Raw genomic sequence first — 16,032 nt, forward strand, 5'->3', positions numbered from 1 at the left:
ATAAGAAGGAGGGAATCGCTCATGCCAACCATTCTCGGTTCGGGCGAGCATCGCTACCGCGTGGTGGAGAATTTTGCGAAGCTGCCGGATGGCTGGAGCCTGACCGACGTTGCCTCCGTCGCGGTCGACAGCAAGGACCGCGTCTACGTGTTCAACCGCGGCGCCCATCCGATGGTGGTGCTCGACAGCAAGGGCAATTTCATCACCAGTTGGGGCGAAGGACTGTTCAACCGCGCCCACGGGCTGCACATCGACGCCGACGACAATCTCTACTGCACCGACGACGGCGATCACACGGTGCGCAAGTGCTCCGCCGACGGCAAGGTGCTCCTGACCATCGGCATTCCCAACAAGCCCGCCCCCTTCATGAGCGGCGAGCCGTTCCACCGCTGCACCCACACCGCGCTATCGCCGAAGGGCGAGATCTACGTGTCGGACGGCTACGGCAATGCCTGCGTGCACAAATACACGCCGGACGGCAAACTGCTGAAGACCTGGGGCGAGCCCGGCACCGATCCCGGCCAGTTCAACATCGTCCACAACATCGTCACCGACGCCGACGGCTGGGTCTATGTCGCCGACCGCGAGAACCACCGCGTCCAGGTGTTCGACGGCAACGGCAAATACGAGACGCAGTGGAACAATCTGCACCGGCCCTGCGCGCTGTGCGCCTGCGGCGGCAAATCCCCCAACTTCATCATCGGCGAACTCGGCCCGGGCATGCCGGTCAACCGCAAGGTGCCCAATCTCGGCCCGCGCCTCTCCATCGTCGACGCCAGGGGCCAGCGCATCGCCCGGCTCGGCGGCGAAAACGGCCCCGGCATCGAGACCGGCAAGTTCCTGGCGCCGCACGGCATCGCGCTGGACTCCAAGGGCGACATCTATCTCGGCGAAGTCGGCGTCACCGACTGGAAGACCAGCTTTCCGGATACGCCGATGCCGCCGGAGGTCGGCGTGGTGCGCTGCCTGCAGAAGCTGGAGAAGATCTAGCGCGTCGCCGCCGGAGGAACGCCAGCGTGGTTTTTGCCGCATTTCGGCCCCGCCGGCGCCGCTCACGCGGTTCCGACCCGCTGGATAAGCCCCTCAATGCTCTTCACAATCCCGTCACGCTGCCTGTAGTATGTCAACTCATGCTGCTTCGCAGTATCATGGGGGTCAGGAGCGTTACTTGAACGCACATGTCTCGCAAGGCGGTTGGCCGGTGCTGGTGCTGAACGCGGATTTCCGCCCGCTCAGCTATTACCCGCTGTCGCTCTGGTCGTGGCAGGACGCGATCAAGGCGGTGTTCCTCGACCGCGTCAATATCGTCGAACATTACGACCGCGCGGTGCACAGCCCCTCCTTCGAGATCCAGCTGCCGAGCGTGGTGTCGCTGAAATCCTTCGTCAAGCCGACCACGCATCCGGCCTTCACCCGGTTCAACGTGTTCCTCCGCGACCGCTTCGCCTGCCAGTATTGTTCGGCGCATGACGATCTCACCTTCGATCACATCATCCCGCGCTCCAAGGGCGGCCAGACCACCTGGGAAAACGTCGTCGCCGCCTGTTCGCCGTGCAACCTGCGCAAGGGCAACATGACGCCGCAGCAGGCGCGGATGTTTCCGCGCCAGCCGCCGTTCGCCCCGACGGTGCACCAGCTGCACCGCAACGGCCGACTGTTCCCGCCGAACTATCTGCACGACAGCTGGCTGGATTATCTCTACTGGGACACCGAACTGGATCCGTAGGCTTCCGCCGGTTATCCGCGGTTCACCCTGGTATGATCCGCTATCGGTCATTGCCGGCGCGGAACGTCCTTCGCGACCGGCAGCGTGAACGAAAACCGGGCGCCGCCGATGCGGGCGTCGTTGTCCGCCTCGATACGCCCGCCATGCGCTTCGATGATCGAGCGGCAGATACGCAGGCCCATTCCCATGCCGTCCTGCCGGGTGGTGAAGAAACTGTCGAACAGCCGGCCGAAATGGTCGGCGCCGATGCCCGGGCCACTATCCTCCACGCAACAATGCAGGGTTGCCGGGTCGGCGAGCGCCGTCTCTATCCGGATCGCGGGACGCCGCGCGCCCGTCCCGGACATCGATTGCACCGCATTGACCACGAGATTGACCAGCACCTGCTGCAACTGGGTACGGTCGCCCCACACAGGCGGCGCGCCACTCTCCAATTCGAGCGAAACGCTCACCCCTCTCGCCTGCAATTCGTGGGAAAGAAACCGCAGCGATTCCTCGATGATTTCGCTCACGGAAAGTTCGGCCATACCAGTGTCGCGCCGGGTCGCCATGCGCCGGACGCGGGCGATGATGTCGGCCGCCCGCCGGGCGTCGGCGAGGATGCTCCCGGTCAAAGCACGAACTTCGTCGACATTGGGGACCGGTCGGTCGAGCCAGCGCATGCCCGCTCCCGCATTTGTCGCGATCGCAGCGAGAGGCTGGTTGACCTCGTGCGCGATCGAAGCCGTCAATTCGCCCAGCATCGATACCCGGCTTGCATGGGCAAAATCGGCTTGAACCCGCTGCAGCATCTGTTGCGCCCGGACACGCTCGGTGGCGTCGACGAACGCGTTCAGGCTGATGCCGAGTTCGTTGAGCGCCGGCGGGAACGCCACGGTGAACAGGCCATCGATCGGCCGCCCGTCCAGCGCATTCATCTGCGTTTCCTCCTCGAAGGTCTGGTCGCCGCGGAACCGCGCGACGATCAGATTGCGGAAGGTCTGCGGAGACGATTTCCAGTAGCGTTCGACCGGAATTTTCATATCGGCGAGATCGCGGGCTCCGAACAGATCGAGCGTGGACTGATTGACCTCGGCAACTTCGACGCAGTTCATGGTGTGCGCTAGAAATCCCGGATGGGCATCCATGTAACCGTCCAGATCGGTGACGCCCTGCCGTCGCAGATCGGCAAGGACCGCGATCAGCCGGCTCGAGTCCATCCGCCACAGCGACACCGGCATGTTGTAGAACAAGCTGCGATAGCGGCTCTCGCTCTCTTCGAGCTTTGCGAATGCCTTCTTGCGGGCGGTAATGTCGATCACCCCGACCAGTACGGTGCCCTTGCCGGCGGTCTGCGGCGGATAGGCGGCCGTGAACAGCGCGTCGAAGGTGCTGCCGTCGGCTTTTCGCAGCTTGCATTCCGTGGTGTAATTCGCGTTTCGTGACATCGCCTGCAGCACGCCCTCGGCGTAATCCTGCGTGCTTTCAGGCGGCCAGAACGGTTCGACATTGCCGAGCAACTGCTCTTTTTCGGCGGCCCCGAACAATCCGACGGTATGCTGGTTGACGTCGATGACCCGGGTCGCGCGCATCATCTCGCGCACGAAGGCCGGATGGTCTCGCAGATGCGCGCGCAGTTCCGCGAACCCCGGCAGATTGAGCCCGCGGACCATCCGCACCACGCCGGAAAAATCGAGTTCCCAGAACGACGCGGCCATCGCACCGAACAGATTGTGATAGCGGTGCTCGCTGTACCGCAGGGCGGCTTCCGATGTTCGCAACGCGGTCACGTCGCGTCCGGTCTCGACGATGTCGAGCGGGGCGCCATCGGCTCCGCAGCGCACCGACCATCGCGCCAGAATGTGCAGGGTTTTGCCCGCTTCGGTAACCCGGGTGATTTCGCCTTCCCAGGCGCCGTGCTCGATCGCCTGCGCCTGAGCCTCAATGGCCGGATCGGAGAACGCGGTCTTCAGAAATTCCTGCGCGTGCTGGCCGATGGCTGCCTGCTTCGACCAGCCATAGACCTCTTCGGACGCCTTGTTCCAGGTCAGGATCCGGCCGTCGAGACCACGGGTGAAGATGCTTTCAGCGGCGAGGTCAAGGATCGCTTCTGGGTCCCCGGTCATCGCTTCGACAGTCCTCGGCAGATCGGCATCATTGCCACGAGGAGATACCATACCTGATCCGGAAAGCGATGACAGCCGACGGTCGCAGCACCGTCAGGCCGGCAGCCCGATCAGCCGCTCCAGGCAATCAATCAGCGCGTTGGGCTCGAACGGCTTGCGCAGAAAGCAGGCAGCGCCGCTGGCATGGGCTTCGTCCTTCAGGTTCGGCTCCGCACGCGCCGTGATCATGATCACCGGGATTCGCGGAATTTCCTGTTGCAGGAGGCGCCCCAGTTCCAGGCCGCTCAGGCCGGGCATCTGGATATCGGTGATGACGCAGGCAAAGGTCTCGACGGCGCCGCAGGCGAGAAAATGCTCGGCCGATCCAAAATCGCGGGCCTCATAGCCCGCCGATCGCACCAGACGCACCAGCGCCTCGCGCAGCGAGGCATCGTCGTCGACGATCGAGATGAGAAGGGGAGCCGCCAATTGTCTTTCCCGAACCGGTCGGACCGTCCGCCGGCAAGGGAAAATCAGTGACACAGCGACCGCCGCTTGGACATCATACCGAGGTGTTAGGGATGGCCGAACATCGGGGAGGCGGATCGACGGTTACCGGGATCTGGTTGCGGTCGACTTGAGCAGATCCGCCATCCGGACCAGATCCGCAAGCGTCCTGGCGCCCATCTTCCGCATTGCGGAACCGCGATGGATCTTCACGGTGATTTCGCTGATTCCAAGCTCGCCGGCTGCCTGCTTGTTCATCTTGCCGCTGGTGACGAGCATCATCACCTGTTGTTCCCGCGGCGAAAGCGTCGTGAAAAGCTTCTGGACCCGCGACTTGCCGTCCTCGCTGCTGCGGGTTTGACGGTCGCGTTCGATCGCGGCCGCAACCGCGTCGAGCATTTCCTGGTCGCGAAAGGGCTTGGCCAGAAAATCCTGCGCACCGGCCTTCATCGCCTTGACCGACATCGGGATGTCGCCGTGCCCGGTCATCAGTACGACGGGATAGTGGATACCATGGTCGCCAAGCTGCGATTGAAAATCGATGCCGCTCAACCCGGGAAGGCGGACATCCAGCACCAGGCAACCCGGCGTATCCTCGATCCCGCCGTCGAGGAATTCCCGCACCGAACCATAGCCGCGAGCCTTGAGTCCGACCGACCGGAACAGACCATCGAGCGCCCGCCGCAGCGATTCGTCGTCGTCAATGATATGTACCGTGGGTTCGCCGCCACCCATCCCAGACTTCCCGCTCTCGCCCCTTTTTTCAACTCTACCACCGTTCAGTACAAGTTGAACCACACTTACGTATGAGACCAGATGGTACTCCAGGCACGCTGGTCCCGCCTCCGGTCCGGCTGGATAAACCAAGGTGTGGGTTGCGAATACGTTCGCACGATACTGGAGCGAATGTTCGTTTGCCATTCTACCGCTGTCAGGCAGCAAGCCTGCCTGAGAGGGATGGAGGCGGCGATGCAGACAGCGGTCAAGACGCTCTCGATGACAACCGGACGGGCGCGCGCCATCGGCACGCGGGTCAGCCGCTCGATTCTCGCCCGACTGGCGGTGTGGTTCAGCCCGGATCTGCTGGAGCAAGCGGCTTCCCAGCTGGTCCGATTCGTCACCTAGAGGCTTTCGCGTGAGCAGCAGGCATGGGACTCTCCAGGTTGCCCGCCGATGACACCCGCATGCCGGCGGCTGTATGGACGCAGCGGTCTTGTTCGGTCAAAGCTTCCTTTGCTGCGGCAGCAAGACCGCGCAACGGAGGACACCCATGCTGATTCCCACCGCCGACGTGCCGCGCTGGTATGCCGAGCGCAAGCCGCAGGACGGTGTAGCGGTCAGCCATGGCACGGACACGCTGAGCTGGGAACAACTCGAACGCGGCGCCAACCGCCGCGCCCGCGCCTTCATGGCAAAAGGTGTCAAGCCGGGCGATTTCGTTGCCATCGGCCTGCCCAACGGCAATACCTTCTTCGAGACCACCTTCGCGGTGTGGAAATGCGGCGCGACGCCGACATCGCTGTCGTGGAAACTGCCGCGGGGCGAAGCCGCCGCGGTGCTGGAGATTCTCAAGCCGTCGCTGGTGGTCGGCGGCGAAGCCGACTGGAACGCGCCTAATTCGCTGCCCGCCGATTTCGCGCCGGACGGTTTTTCGGACCAACCGCTCGACAGCCCGGTGGCGCGCTACTGGAAGGCGATGACATCAGGCGGCTCGACCGGGCGGCCCAAGGTGATCCTCGATCATCAGCCGGCCGTGGTCGACACGGCGCCCGAGCCGATCCTCGGAATCCCGAAGGGCGTGTCGCTGCTCAATCCCGGCCCGCTCTATCACAACGCGCCGTTCATCGCCTCGCACCTGGCGTTGTTCGCGGGCGGACGGGTCAGCGGCCTCGTGAAGTTCGATGCCGAGGAGGCGCTGCGCGTGATCGAAGCCAACGGTGTACAGTGGGTCAATTTCGTGCCGACAATGATGCACCGCATCTGGGCGCTGCCGGAAGCGGTGCGCAACGGCTATGACCTGTCGAGCCTGCAGGTGGTGTTTCACATGGCGGCGCCGATGCCACCCTGGCTGAAGGAGAGATGGATCGAATGGCTCGGCCCGGAGCGGATATTCGAACTCTACGGCGGCACCGAGCGGCAGGGCGCGACGGTGATTTCCGGGGTCGAATGGCTGTCGCACAAGGGCTCGGTCGGCAAGATCGGCGACACCGCGCGGCTGCGCATCATCGGCGATGACGGCAACGACGTTGCGACAGGCGAGACCGGCGAGATCTATTTCCTGCCCAATGACGGTCCCGGCAGCACCTACCATTATCTTGGCGCCGAGCCGACGCGCCGTCCCGACGGCTGGGAATCGCTCGGCGACATCGGCCGACTTGATGCCGAGGGCTACCTCTATCTCGGCGACCGGCTCGCCGACATGATCCTGCGCGGCGGCGCCAACATCTATCCGGCCGAAGTGGAGGCCGCGGTGACGGCTCACCCCGAGGTGCGCTCCTGCGTCGTGGTCGGCCTGCCCGACCCCGAACTCGGACAACGGATTCACGCCATCCTCGAACTGGTCGAGGGGGCCGACGCCAGTAAGGTCGTCGACGGCATGGGCGGGTTTCTCGCGGACCGGCTCAGCCGTTACAAGCAGCCGGAAAGTTTCGAAATCGTCGGCATCGGCCCGCGCGACGATTCGGGGAAAGTCCGCCGCACGCTGTTGCGCGACGAACGCGCAAACTGGCTGAAACAAGGCCGCGACTTCCGGATCCTGCCGCCGCGCGGCTCGACGAAGGCATGATCGAGGTCAGCGTCCGCGCGGCTGGTTCAACGCCGCCGTGAAGGCCATGGTGGCGGCGGTCAGGGGCGACTACGATGAATGGCGGAACTGACACCAGCTCTTGCCGTCACGCCACTTTCAAGACAGGCGTTTGCGACATAAGATCGCCATCGGTTTCGCACGCGCCGCGCGCACGGCGGTTTGGCCAGGAGAACTCCATGCCCTCATTGACTGAATGGAAAGTGCCGCCGGCGAACCAGCCCCGCCAAGGCGACTACGGCTTCGATCTCGACCGCGCGCTGGCGGCGGTGGTCGGGCTGCATTCGATCATCCCGGCCGACGCCTTCAGCGCGGACACCCTGGGCACCGAGCGCGCCGGCAATGGCGTGCTGATCGACGACGGGCTGGTGCTGACCATCGGCTATCTGATCACCGAGGCCGAAACGGTGTGGCTGCATCTCGGCGACGGACGCGTGGTGGAGGGCCATGCGCTCGGCTTCGACTTCGAAACCGGCTTCGGCCTCGTGCAGGCGCTTGGCCGCATCGATCTCGATCCGCTGCCGCTCGGCTCTTCCGCTGCCGCCGCGGTCGGCGACCGCGTCGTGGTCGGCGGCGCCGGCGGGCGCACCCGATCGGTCGCCAGCCACATCGTGGCCAAGCAGGAATTCGCCGGCTACTGGGAATATCTGCTAGACGAGGCGATCTTCAGCTATCCCGCGCATCCCAACTGGGGCGGTACCGCCCTGATCTCGACCCGCGGCGAGCTGATCGGCATCGGCTCGCTGCAGCTCGAGCGGGAACGCGACGGCAGGGCCGAGCATGTCAACATGATCGTGCCGATCGACCTGCTCAAGCCGGTGCTCGACGACATCAAGAAATTCGGCCGCGTCAACAAGCCGGCGCGGCCCTGGCTCGGAATGTACACCCACGAGATCGAGAACAGGGTCGTGGTGGTCGGCATCGCCGGCAAGGGGCCGGCGGCGCGCGCCGAACTCAAGGCCGGCGACGTCATCCTCGCCGTCGCCGGCGAAAAGATTTCGAGCCAGATCGGATTCTACCGCAAGCTCTGGTCGCTCGGCGCCGCCGGCGTCGATGTGCCGCTCACCGTCTACCATGAAGGCGTCACCTTCGACGTGGTGCTGACCTCCACCGATCGCGCGAAACTGCTGAAGGCGCCGCGGCTGCATTGAACGCAAGGACAGGCGCGATGAGCGAGGCGGTGGTGGACGACATCGTGGCCGTGCTGCCGCCATTGCTGCAATCGCTCGAGGCGCTCTCCTTCATCGCGCGCCACCTCAACCCGCCGGATTTCGGCCGCGTGATGGAAGCCGCGGGCGCCCCGGACCAGGCGTTGCAGGCGGCGCTACCGCGGCTCGCGGACTGGCCGGAGGAATTCACGCATTTGCGCGCGCCGCTGCAGGCCGCGAGTGCGGCGGCGCTGGCGGCGTTCGAGGGATTGCGCGCCGTGCAGAATGGCAATGGCGACCTGATGGTGGTGTTTCGCGCGCTGCGCCACGCCCCGCGCGCGCAGGAGGCGCTGTATCCGCTGGCCGCCCGGCTGCCGCCGGTCTCCAACTTCTTCCTCGATCCCCCCTCGCGCGACAATGCCGGCCTGCTGGCGCGACTGGCGGAACCCGCGCCGGAAGGCACCGGCATCCTTCACGACCACAACGAACCCGGCAGCCGCGGCGGCTTTTCGCTCTATGTTCCCGAGTATTACACGCCCGACCGCGCCTGGCCGCTGGTGATGGCGCTGCATGGCGGCAGCGGCAACGGCCGCGGCTTCCTGTGGAGCTGGCTGCGCGATGCGCGCAGCCATGGCGCGATCCTGGTCGCACCGACCGCGACCGGCGATACGTCGAACAACAAGAATACCTGGGCCCTGATGGGCGAAGACACCGATTCCCCCAACCTCGCGCGCATCCTCGCATCCGTGCAGGCGCGCTGGAACATCGACCCCGCCAGACTGCTGCTGACCGGAATGAGCGACGGCGGCACCTTCTGCTACGTCAGCGGGCTCGAAAGCAGCTCCCCCTTCACCCACCTCGCGCCGGTTTCCGCCACCTTCCATCCGCTGATGGCCGAGATGGCCGATGCGGAGCGATTACGCGGCCTGCCGGTCTATCTCGTGCACGGCGCGCTCGACTGGATGTTCCCGGTGCAGGTGGCGCGGCAGACCCGCGATTTGCTGTCGGCCGCCGGCGCCGGCGTCACCTACCGCGAACTCGACGATCTCAGCCATACCTATCCGCGCGAGATCAATGCGGAGATATTGAAGTGGCTGGGCGGCGAGAGGTGATCGCCGACATAATCTCGTCTGAATTTATCCTCAGGAGTGAAGGGCTTAGCAACACAGCGGGGGCGCTGGTGAGAGCAGATCATTACCGCAGCGGAACTTTTATCCATGCCCTCCGAAACTGCCGCCTCGCCCTCTCCTGCGCGTGCCTCCAATTCCCTGCTGCTGTCGAAGGGCGTCGCCCGCCTCGAAGTGACGCTGAAACTCACCACCGCGATCCTCGCGGTGGCGGCCGGCGTCTACACCTATCTCGGCGTTCGCGAACTTCTCAATGGCAGCCCGACCACGGTGTTCTTTGCCGCGGTGATCTATTCGGTGGCGGTGTCGGTCGGCATCTATGCTTTCTGGATTTTCCTGATGCATTTCATGCCGCATGTGGTGGACCGCACCGGGCGCTGGCTAATGTTCGGCTGCATGCTGCTGGGATCGCTGATGATCGTGGCGATGTCGTCATGGCTGAACGCCTCGGCGCTGGCCGGCGCCGCCGCGATCCAGCAGCATCTTGGCATTACCGTGCAGAACTACACCCGCGATCTGGACACCGCCAACAGCAACGCGATCGCCGCGCAGGGGCTGCTGCCGGACATCCAGCTGGCGTCATTGCGTTTTGCCAGGCTGGCGGACGCCGAGCGCGCCGGTTCGCTCACCGGCACCGCCGGATCCGGCACCGTCGTGCAGTTGCTGACCCAGATGTCGGGGCAGCTCGACAGTCTCGGCCAGGAGGTACAGGCCTCGGGCAAGCGCGTCTCCGTCCTGTTCGAACAGGGCGGCAAGCATCTCACCAAGATGCGCGAACTGATCAGCGATCGCGGGCCGATTTCGGCGCGCAGCGACGCCTTCGCCACCGAATCGCTGGCGCTGACGGGCATCATCGCCAATTTGCAGCAGACCTCGGTCGCGCCGGCCGTGAAGCGCGCCGCGACGTCCCTGTCCTCGGGCTTCATTGCGCCGGCCGCCGGCGGGCGCAATGCCGATCTGGCCGACCGCCAGAGCGCCGTGGTCGGCAAGGTGGAAAGCTCGATCGCGGCGCAGGCCGCGTCGCTCTCGGATGCCGCCGACAAGATCTTGGCGACGCCGCGGGTCGAACCGATCCGGTTCCAGACCATGTCGCCTGCCGAAGCCGTGCTGCGCTACGCCGGTGACTTCATCCCGAGCTGGGCCGGCGCCATCTCGATCGACCTGATGCCGGCCGTGCTGGTGCTGATCCTTTGCGTCGTGCATGCCGCGATCCGGCGCGAAGGACTTCCCGCCGTGAGCGCATCGAACATGACCGCGGGCGAACTGGTCGCGGCGCTGCAAATGGCCCGCGAGGTCGAGGAAGCCCGGCGGCGGGTCCCGAATGAAGCCAAGGTGGAGGACGCGACCGCAGCCGAGCCGTCTTCCTTGGCGGACGAGAACGTCACGCCGCTGTCCTCGGCGCGGCACACCAAGTGAGCGCATGGCGATGGCGCAATCGATGAGCCTCAGGCAACGCTTTCAGGTCTGGCTGTCGGACCATCCGGACGAATCGGTGCTGCGCTGGATTTTTGGCGGCGTGGTGGCGGTAACGGTCACCGTCCTGGCGCTCGATCTTGCCGGCATGAAGGGATGGCTGAATGGACCGGAAATCCCCGGTCCCGCCGAGGTCAGGCGGAGTTCACCGGCATTTGACCTGCCGACCATGATGCCATCGGTTCTGGCGCCATGGCTGCCGGGCGGCGACAAGCGGCTGGCGCCGGTGCCGCAGGCGGATGGCGTGCTGGCCAGGCCGATGACGTTCGAACTGGTCGGCGGCGGCAAATTGATCGCGACCGGCACCATCACGCCGGGCATATCGGAAGCCTTCGCCGCCGAGGTCGGCAAGCGCCGCGACTACATCAAGACCGTGGTGCTGAATTCGCCGGGCGGCTCGGTGACCGACGCGCTGGCGATGGGACGGCTGATTCGCGAGAGCAAATTCGCGACGGAAGTCGAGGCCGGAAAATACTGCGCGTCGTCATGTCCGCTGATGTTTGCCGGCGGCATCGAGCGCCGCGCCGGCGACAAGGCGGCCATCGGCGTGCATCAGGTCGCAGCACTCGGTTCGGCGCAGCCTGGCCTGTCGCGCAACGAGATGAGCGTCGCGCAGAATATTTCCGCACGATGCCAGCGCTATCTCGGCGAGATGGGCATCGATCTGCAGGTCTGGGTGCATGCCATGGAGACTCCGCACGACCGGCTGTTCATCTTCAAGCCGGACGAGTTGAAATCGCTCAATATCGTGACCGCCACGGCTGCCGTGACACCGCCTGCCACGGCTCCGGTAACACCTGCGCCGACGGGGAAGACGCGCTCCTAGAACAGGGAACCATCCCGCCTCGACGACGTTGTCCGCTGTCATTGGAGGATAAAACCGTGCGCATGTTTGTTGGAATGATTTTGGGGGCGCTGCTGCTGACCGCCGGAATCTACGTGTACGATTCATCGTCGACCTCGACGGTTGCCAACGGAGAGGCGGCATCGGTTAATCGAACCATCGTGAACTGGGACGTCGCCGCGTCCGAGTGGAACGGCCTGAAGACGCGCGCACAGGATGGCTGGGTCAAGCTGTCTTCGAAGTAACCGCAACAATCCCCAGCCGATTCGATGCGCCCTCGTCTCCGACGGGGGCGTTTTGCTGCATGCCGGCGCTACTTCTGCGCTGCCGCCTTGCGCGCATCGGCGATCGCCTGACCGAACTGCTCGCCGGTCAGGATGCCCGGCACCCGGAATTTGCCGACGATGTAGGACGGCGTGCCCTTGAAGCCGAAGGCCAGGGCCTGATCGCCGTTGCGCTTGATGATGGCGTCGATCGCCTTGGCATGGGTGGCGAGGTCACGGTCGGCGCGGTCGAGGTCGATGCCGGCGCCGGCGAGCAGTTCGCGGATGCGCGGCGCGGTGAGTTTCGAGGTGACGCCGATCAGGGTATCGTGCGCCTGGACGAACTTGTCCTGGTATTTGCTGGCCAGCACCATCCGCGCGGCGATCACCGAGACCGGGCCCAGAATCGGCCAGTCCTTGTGCACCAGACGGACCTTGCCGTCTTTCTGCACCACCTGCAGCAGTTCGGGGGCGATCTTGCGGCAGTACGGACAATTATAATCGAAATACTCGACGATCGTGACGTCGCCAGCGGGATTTCCGACCACGGGGATGTCGGGATCGCGCAATACCAGGGCTTCCGTCAGCACTTCGTCGCCCTGCGCCGGCGCCGATCCCGGCCCCACGCCGAGCATGATCGCGCCGGCCCCGAACACGCCAAGCGCCTGGCGCCTGGTGGGCGCGGGCCAGGGTTGGGCCGCGGCCCGATCGGTCGATTGGCTCATCTGAAGTCTCCCGGCCGCGGCCCGATGCATTCCGGCCTGTCTGCCCTACGCCCAAGATAGGGATAAGTTACGCGCCAGCATATAGAGCGCGACCGCAATAATGACGGCGGCGAACACGATGTTGAGCGCGCCGCGCCGCGCCGACAGCAGCCGCGCCGAACGGGTGCCGACCAATCCGCCGGCGATGCCGCCGGCGACGAACAATCCGGCGAGACCCCACGCGATCAGGCCGGACCAGGCGTAGCTGGCCGCCGTGGTCAATCCGAACGCCGTCACCGCCACCAGCGACGAGGAGACCGCGTTCATGATCGGCATTCCCGTCGCCAGCATCAGCGCCGGCACGATCAGGAAGCCGCCGCCGATGCCGAAAAATCCGGCCAGCGTGCCGGTCGCGAGACCGAGGCCGACAATGGCAGGCGTGTTGGCCATCGTGATCTGCACATCGGGCAGGCCGATCCGCGACCGCGTCTTCAGCATCAACACGGCAATCACCAGCATCAGCAGCGCGAACAGCGCCAGCAGCCTTTGGCCGTCCATCATCTTGCCGAGAACCGAGCCCGCGAACGCGCCGGCGATGCCCGCCGCCGCGAATGGCAGCGCGCAGGACCACACCACCGTGCCGCCGCGCGCGTGGTTCGACAGGTTGACCGCGGCATTGGCGGCCACCGCGATGGCGCTGGTGCCGATCGCGACATGGGCGTCAGGCACGCCGACGACATAGACCATCAAGGGCACCGCCAGGATCGATCCGCCGCCGCCGACCAGCCCCAGCGAAAAGCCGACCAGCGCGCCCGACGCCAGTCCCAGCACGCCCTGCATATCCGAGATCATTGAGCCTAAAACCTCGCCGCCGCGGCGGGAATCCTGGAGAGAGCTTCTCCGAATCCCTACGCTTGCGGCATGGGAACCGCAATGGTGCCGCTGATCACCCAATCGGCGGAAAAGCTGCTCCCCGCCTGAACGCGGCCGGCTGCAAACCCGACCGGCCGCGTCGTGCTCCGGCCGACTCAGGCTTTCAGCTTCTTGTTGCATTCGCTCCAGTAGCCGCCGCCCTTCTGGATCCAGCGCAGGCCGCCGGTGGTGTTGGCGGCCTTGTTGGCCTTCCATTGGTCGGCGCATGTATGCATCCGCGCCTTGCTGGCGGTTTCCCTGGCATATTTCGGATCGATGGCGGACGGAAACACCGCCGGACCCTGGGGCACCGAGGGCGCCGCGGCTTCCTGCTTCGGCCGGGCGATCGCCTCCTTCGGGGCGGCGGTCGCGGCAGTCGATGTGGCAGCCGGCGCGGCGGTGGCGTCGGCGCCGCACTGGGCCTTGCGGAAGTCGCTCCACTTCTGGTCGCCGAGCATGCCGGCGGCCTTGGCAGCCTGGTATTTCGCGCTGCATTCCTGCGGCGTCAGGGCTTGCGCCGGTGACGTCGCCGCGATCGCGGCAAAGGCCGAGACGGCGACCGCGCAGATTAGTCTTGCCTGGATGGTCATGCTTGCATTCTCCCCTGGTGCATGATGATCGGAGGCCTGCAGCCTAACGCAACCGAAGCGTGCGGAGGTGAGGGGTTGGTCAGGGTTTTGCGAGCACGGTGCGTGCAGGATGTTTGCAGACGGATTGGCTCGCGACATTGCGCGGACTGGCGGCGCGCATTGCTGCAGTCGCGGCAGCGCAGTGGTGGCGCCCAGCCAAATTTGCCATAAGGCGGCGTGAGCCTGATCCCGACATCGATGGCGGCGGCGCTGGCCGGCCGCGGCAAGATCCTCAACGTCGCCGAGACGCTCGCGATCGGCATCGCTGGCGGCGCGCTGTTTCTTTTTCTCAACCTGCCGGGCGGGCTGATCTCCGGCGCCATGATCGCGGTCGGCATCGCCGCGATCGCCGGCAGGCCGCTCAGCATGCCCCCGGCGCTGACCCAGTCGGTGCTGCTGCTGCTCGGAATATCGCTGGGCTCGCTGGTGTCGCAGCAGATGCTGCACAATATGGGCGCCTATCCCCTCACCATCGCGCTGCTGGCAGTGGCGACGTTCTGCTCGACCTTCGGCAGCAGTTTTTACCTGCAGCGGTTTCATGGCTGGGACCAGACCTCGGCGCTGCTGGCCGGCAGCCCCGGCGCGCTGTCGCAGATCACCATGCTGGCCGCCGAGAAGGGCGCCGACGTCGCGGCGATCGCGGTGGTGCAGACGATGCGCGTCATCATCCTCACCGCCGCGCTGCCGCTGCTGCTGGCGCTGACCGGCATGGCTTCGTCGTCGCCGTCCATGGTGGCCGCCGCGGCGGCCACGCCGCCCGAGCTCGCCGGCCTGGTCGCGGCCTCGGTCGCAACTGCGCTGATCCTGCGTCTGCTGAAATTTCCGGCGAGCTGGATGTTCGGCGGGATGATCGCATCGAGCCTGCTGCACGGCAGCGGGGTGATCGAGGGCGCCATGCCGGACTGGCTGCGCAACGTGGCGCTGGTCGGCATCGGCGCCGTGATCGGCACGCGGTTCGCGAAGATGCAGATCAGGACGCTGCTCAGCCATGTCCATGCCGCGCTTGGATCCTTCGCCATCGCCGTCGTCATCTCCGCCGCCTTCATCGCGGTGATCGCGCTGACCACCGATGTGCGGATCGCCAACATCATCGTGGCGTTCGCGCCGGGCGCGATGGACGCCATGCTGGCGCTGGCGCTGACATTGCACATCGACCCGATCTTCGTCGGCGCGCACCATCTGTCGCGCTTCGTGTTCGTCTCGATCACGACGCCGGGGATCGTGCATCTGTTCGGACGGCCGCAGGATGATGTCGACGATTGAGATCGGTCGGCGCTGCGATTCTGCAAAAACCGGGCATGGCGAATTTCTCCCCGGTCAATCGGCACCGATGCCGGCATCGATCGCATTCCTTAACCTGCGATTAACACCTGGCACTGCAGGTTCGACCACCCGCTAGAACCTGCGCCAGCAAGGCACGGCTTCGGTCGTCCCGGGCACAGGAGCGACATCCCATGAGCACGCGCCGGAATAGTTTGCTGGCCCTGACGGGCATTTTCGCATGGTCGCTTGGCTTTGCCGCGCCGGCGCAGGCGCAGGCCGGCCCGGACTGTGCGGCACTGGTGATCACCGGCCATCCGTCCTATCCGCCGATTGCCTGGGCGGCCAAGGGCAAGATCGTCGGCGCAGCGGCCAGCTTCGTCGGCGGCATCGCCGCCAGACTCGGCGTCAAGGACGTGGCGTCGAAGGACTTCGGTTCGTGGGAGGCGGCGCAGGCGGCGGCCCGCGACGGCACGGCCGATGTGATCTTCGGCATCTACCGCAACGACGCCCGCGCGGCATATCTCGACTATGTCGAGCCGCCCTTCATGA

General features: G+C 65.6%; 17 protein-coding genes. 11 read left to right on the forward strand and 6 right to left on the reverse strand.

The window, feature by feature from the left end; translation table 11 throughout:
- Positions 1 to 21 precede the first annotated feature (21 nt).
- Positions 22 to 990, forward strand: a complete 969-nt coding sequence (locus Q8R73_RS10515) for a peptidyl-alpha-hydroxyglycine alpha-amidating lyase family protein (protein WP_305719482.1) — start codon at positions 22 to 24, stop codon at positions 988 to 990.
- 178 nt (positions 991 to 1,168) lie between these two features.
- Complete coding sequence (locus Q8R73_RS10520; RefSeq protein ID WP_305719483.1) at positions 1,169 to 1,726, forward strand: HNH endonuclease; 558 nt, start codon at positions 1,169 to 1,171, stop codon at positions 1,724 to 1,726.
- A 47-nt stretch (positions 1,727 to 1,773) separates the two neighbouring features.
- Here the strand turns inward: Q8R73_RS10520 and Q8R73_RS10525 are convergent, their stop codons facing one another.
- From Q8R73_RS10525 to Q8R73_RS10535, 3 genes are all read right to left on the reverse strand, one after another.
- Entirely contained in the window at positions 1,774 to 3,831 is a 2,058-nt protein-coding gene (locus Q8R73_RS10525; protein ID WP_305719484.1) for a PAS domain S-box protein, read from the reverse strand.
- Positions 3,832 to 3,924: 93 nt separating this feature from the next.
- Positions 3,925 to 4,299: a response regulator transcription factor gene (locus Q8R73_RS10530; RefSeq protein WP_305719485.1), complete on the reverse strand. Its 375-nt coding sequence runs from the start codon at positions 4,297 to 4,299 to the stop codon at positions 3,925 to 3,927.
- A 123-nt stretch (positions 4,300 to 4,422) separates the two neighbouring features.
- Positions 4,423 to 5,052: a response regulator transcription factor gene (locus tag Q8R73_RS10535; RefSeq protein WP_305719497.1), complete on the reverse strand. Its 630-nt coding sequence runs from the start codon at positions 5,050 to 5,052 to the stop codon at positions 4,423 to 4,425.
- A 234-nt stretch (positions 5,053 to 5,286) separates the two neighbouring features.
- Between Q8R73_RS10535 and Q8R73_RS10540 the strand changes: the two genes are divergently transcribed.
- The 7 genes from Q8R73_RS10540 (at position 5,287) to Q8R73_RS10570 (ending at position 11,957) form a co-directional block, all read left to right on the forward strand.
- Entirely contained in the window at positions 5,287 to 5,442 is a 156-nt protein-coding gene (locus tag Q8R73_RS10540; protein WP_305719486.1) for a hypothetical protein, read from the forward strand.
- 145 nt (positions 5,443 to 5,587) lie between these two features.
- Positions 5,588 to 7,102 (forward strand): AMP-binding protein, encoded by a 1,515-nt coding sequence (locus tag Q8R73_RS10545; RefSeq protein ID WP_305719487.1) that lies wholly within the window; start codon positions 5,588 to 5,590, stop codon positions 7,100 to 7,102.
- Between the two features lie 197 nt (positions 7,103 to 7,299).
- Positions 7,300 to 8,271 (forward strand): S1C family serine protease, encoded by a 972-nt coding sequence (locus Q8R73_RS10550; protein WP_305719488.1) that lies wholly within the window; start codon positions 7,300 to 7,302, stop codon positions 8,269 to 8,271.
- Between the two features lie 17 nt (positions 8,272 to 8,288).
- The gene (locus Q8R73_RS10555; protein WP_305719489.1) at positions 8,289 to 9,380 is read left to right on the forward strand and encodes a phospholipase; all 1,092 of its coding nucleotides are present in this window, start codon (positions 8,289 to 8,291) and stop codon (positions 9,378 to 9,380) included.
- Between the two features lie 105 nt (positions 9,381 to 9,485).
- Positions 9,486 to 10,811, forward strand: a complete 1,326-nt coding sequence (locus Q8R73_RS10560; RefSeq protein ID WP_305719490.1) for a hypothetical protein — start codon at positions 9,486 to 9,488, stop codon at positions 10,809 to 10,811.
- Positions 10,812 to 10,833: 22 nt separating this feature from the next.
- On the forward strand, positions 10,834 to 11,694 hold the full coding sequence (locus tag Q8R73_RS10565) for a hypothetical protein (protein ID WP_305719491.1): 861 nt from the start codon (positions 10,834 to 10,836) through the stop codon (positions 11,692 to 11,694).
- A 56-nt stretch (positions 11,695 to 11,750) separates the two neighbouring features.
- Entirely contained in the window at positions 11,751 to 11,957 is a 207-nt protein-coding gene (locus Q8R73_RS10570) for a hypothetical protein (RefSeq protein WP_305719492.1), read from the forward strand.
- Between the two features lie 68 nt (positions 11,958 to 12,025).
- Here Q8R73_RS10570 and Q8R73_RS10575 read toward each other — a convergent pair whose 3' ends face one another.
- From Q8R73_RS10575 to Q8R73_RS10585, 3 genes are all read right to left on the reverse strand, one after another.
- Positions 12,026 to 12,700 (reverse strand): DsbA family protein, encoded by a 675-nt coding sequence (locus tag Q8R73_RS10575; protein WP_305719493.1) that lies wholly within the window; start codon positions 12,698 to 12,700, stop codon positions 12,026 to 12,028.
- Between the two features lie 45 nt (positions 12,701 to 12,745).
- Positions 12,746 to 13,531, reverse strand: a complete 786-nt coding sequence (locus Q8R73_RS10580) for a sulfite exporter TauE/SafE family protein (protein WP_305719494.1) — start codon at positions 13,529 to 13,531, stop codon at positions 12,746 to 12,748.
- A 176-nt stretch (positions 13,532 to 13,707) separates the two neighbouring features.
- Positions 13,708 to 14,181, reverse strand: coding sequence for a hypothetical protein (locus Q8R73_RS10585; RefSeq protein WP_305719495.1), 474 nt, complete (start codon positions 14,179 to 14,181; stop codon positions 13,708 to 13,710).
- 216 nt (positions 14,182 to 14,397) lie between these two features.
- Here Q8R73_RS10585 and Q8R73_RS10590 point away from each other — a divergent pair, with 216 nt between their 5' ends.
- Both Q8R73_RS10590 and Q8R73_RS10595 read left to right on the forward strand, forming a co-directional pair.
- On the forward strand, positions 14,398 to 15,483 hold the full coding sequence (locus tag Q8R73_RS10590; protein ID WP_371126075.1) for an AbrB family transcriptional regulator: 1,086 nt from the start codon (positions 14,398 to 14,400) through the stop codon (positions 15,481 to 15,483).
- 191 nt (positions 15,484 to 15,674) lie between these two features.
- Positions 15,675 to 16,032: transporter substrate-binding domain-containing protein (locus Q8R73_RS10595; protein WP_305719496.1), on the forward strand; the 358-nt coding region annotated here is incomplete at its 3' end.

Source organism: Bradyrhizobium sp. (genome assembly GCF_030697065.1).
Taxonomy (GTDB): domain Bacteria; phylum Pseudomonadota; class Alphaproteobacteria; order Rhizobiales; family Xanthobacteraceae; genus Bradyrhizobium.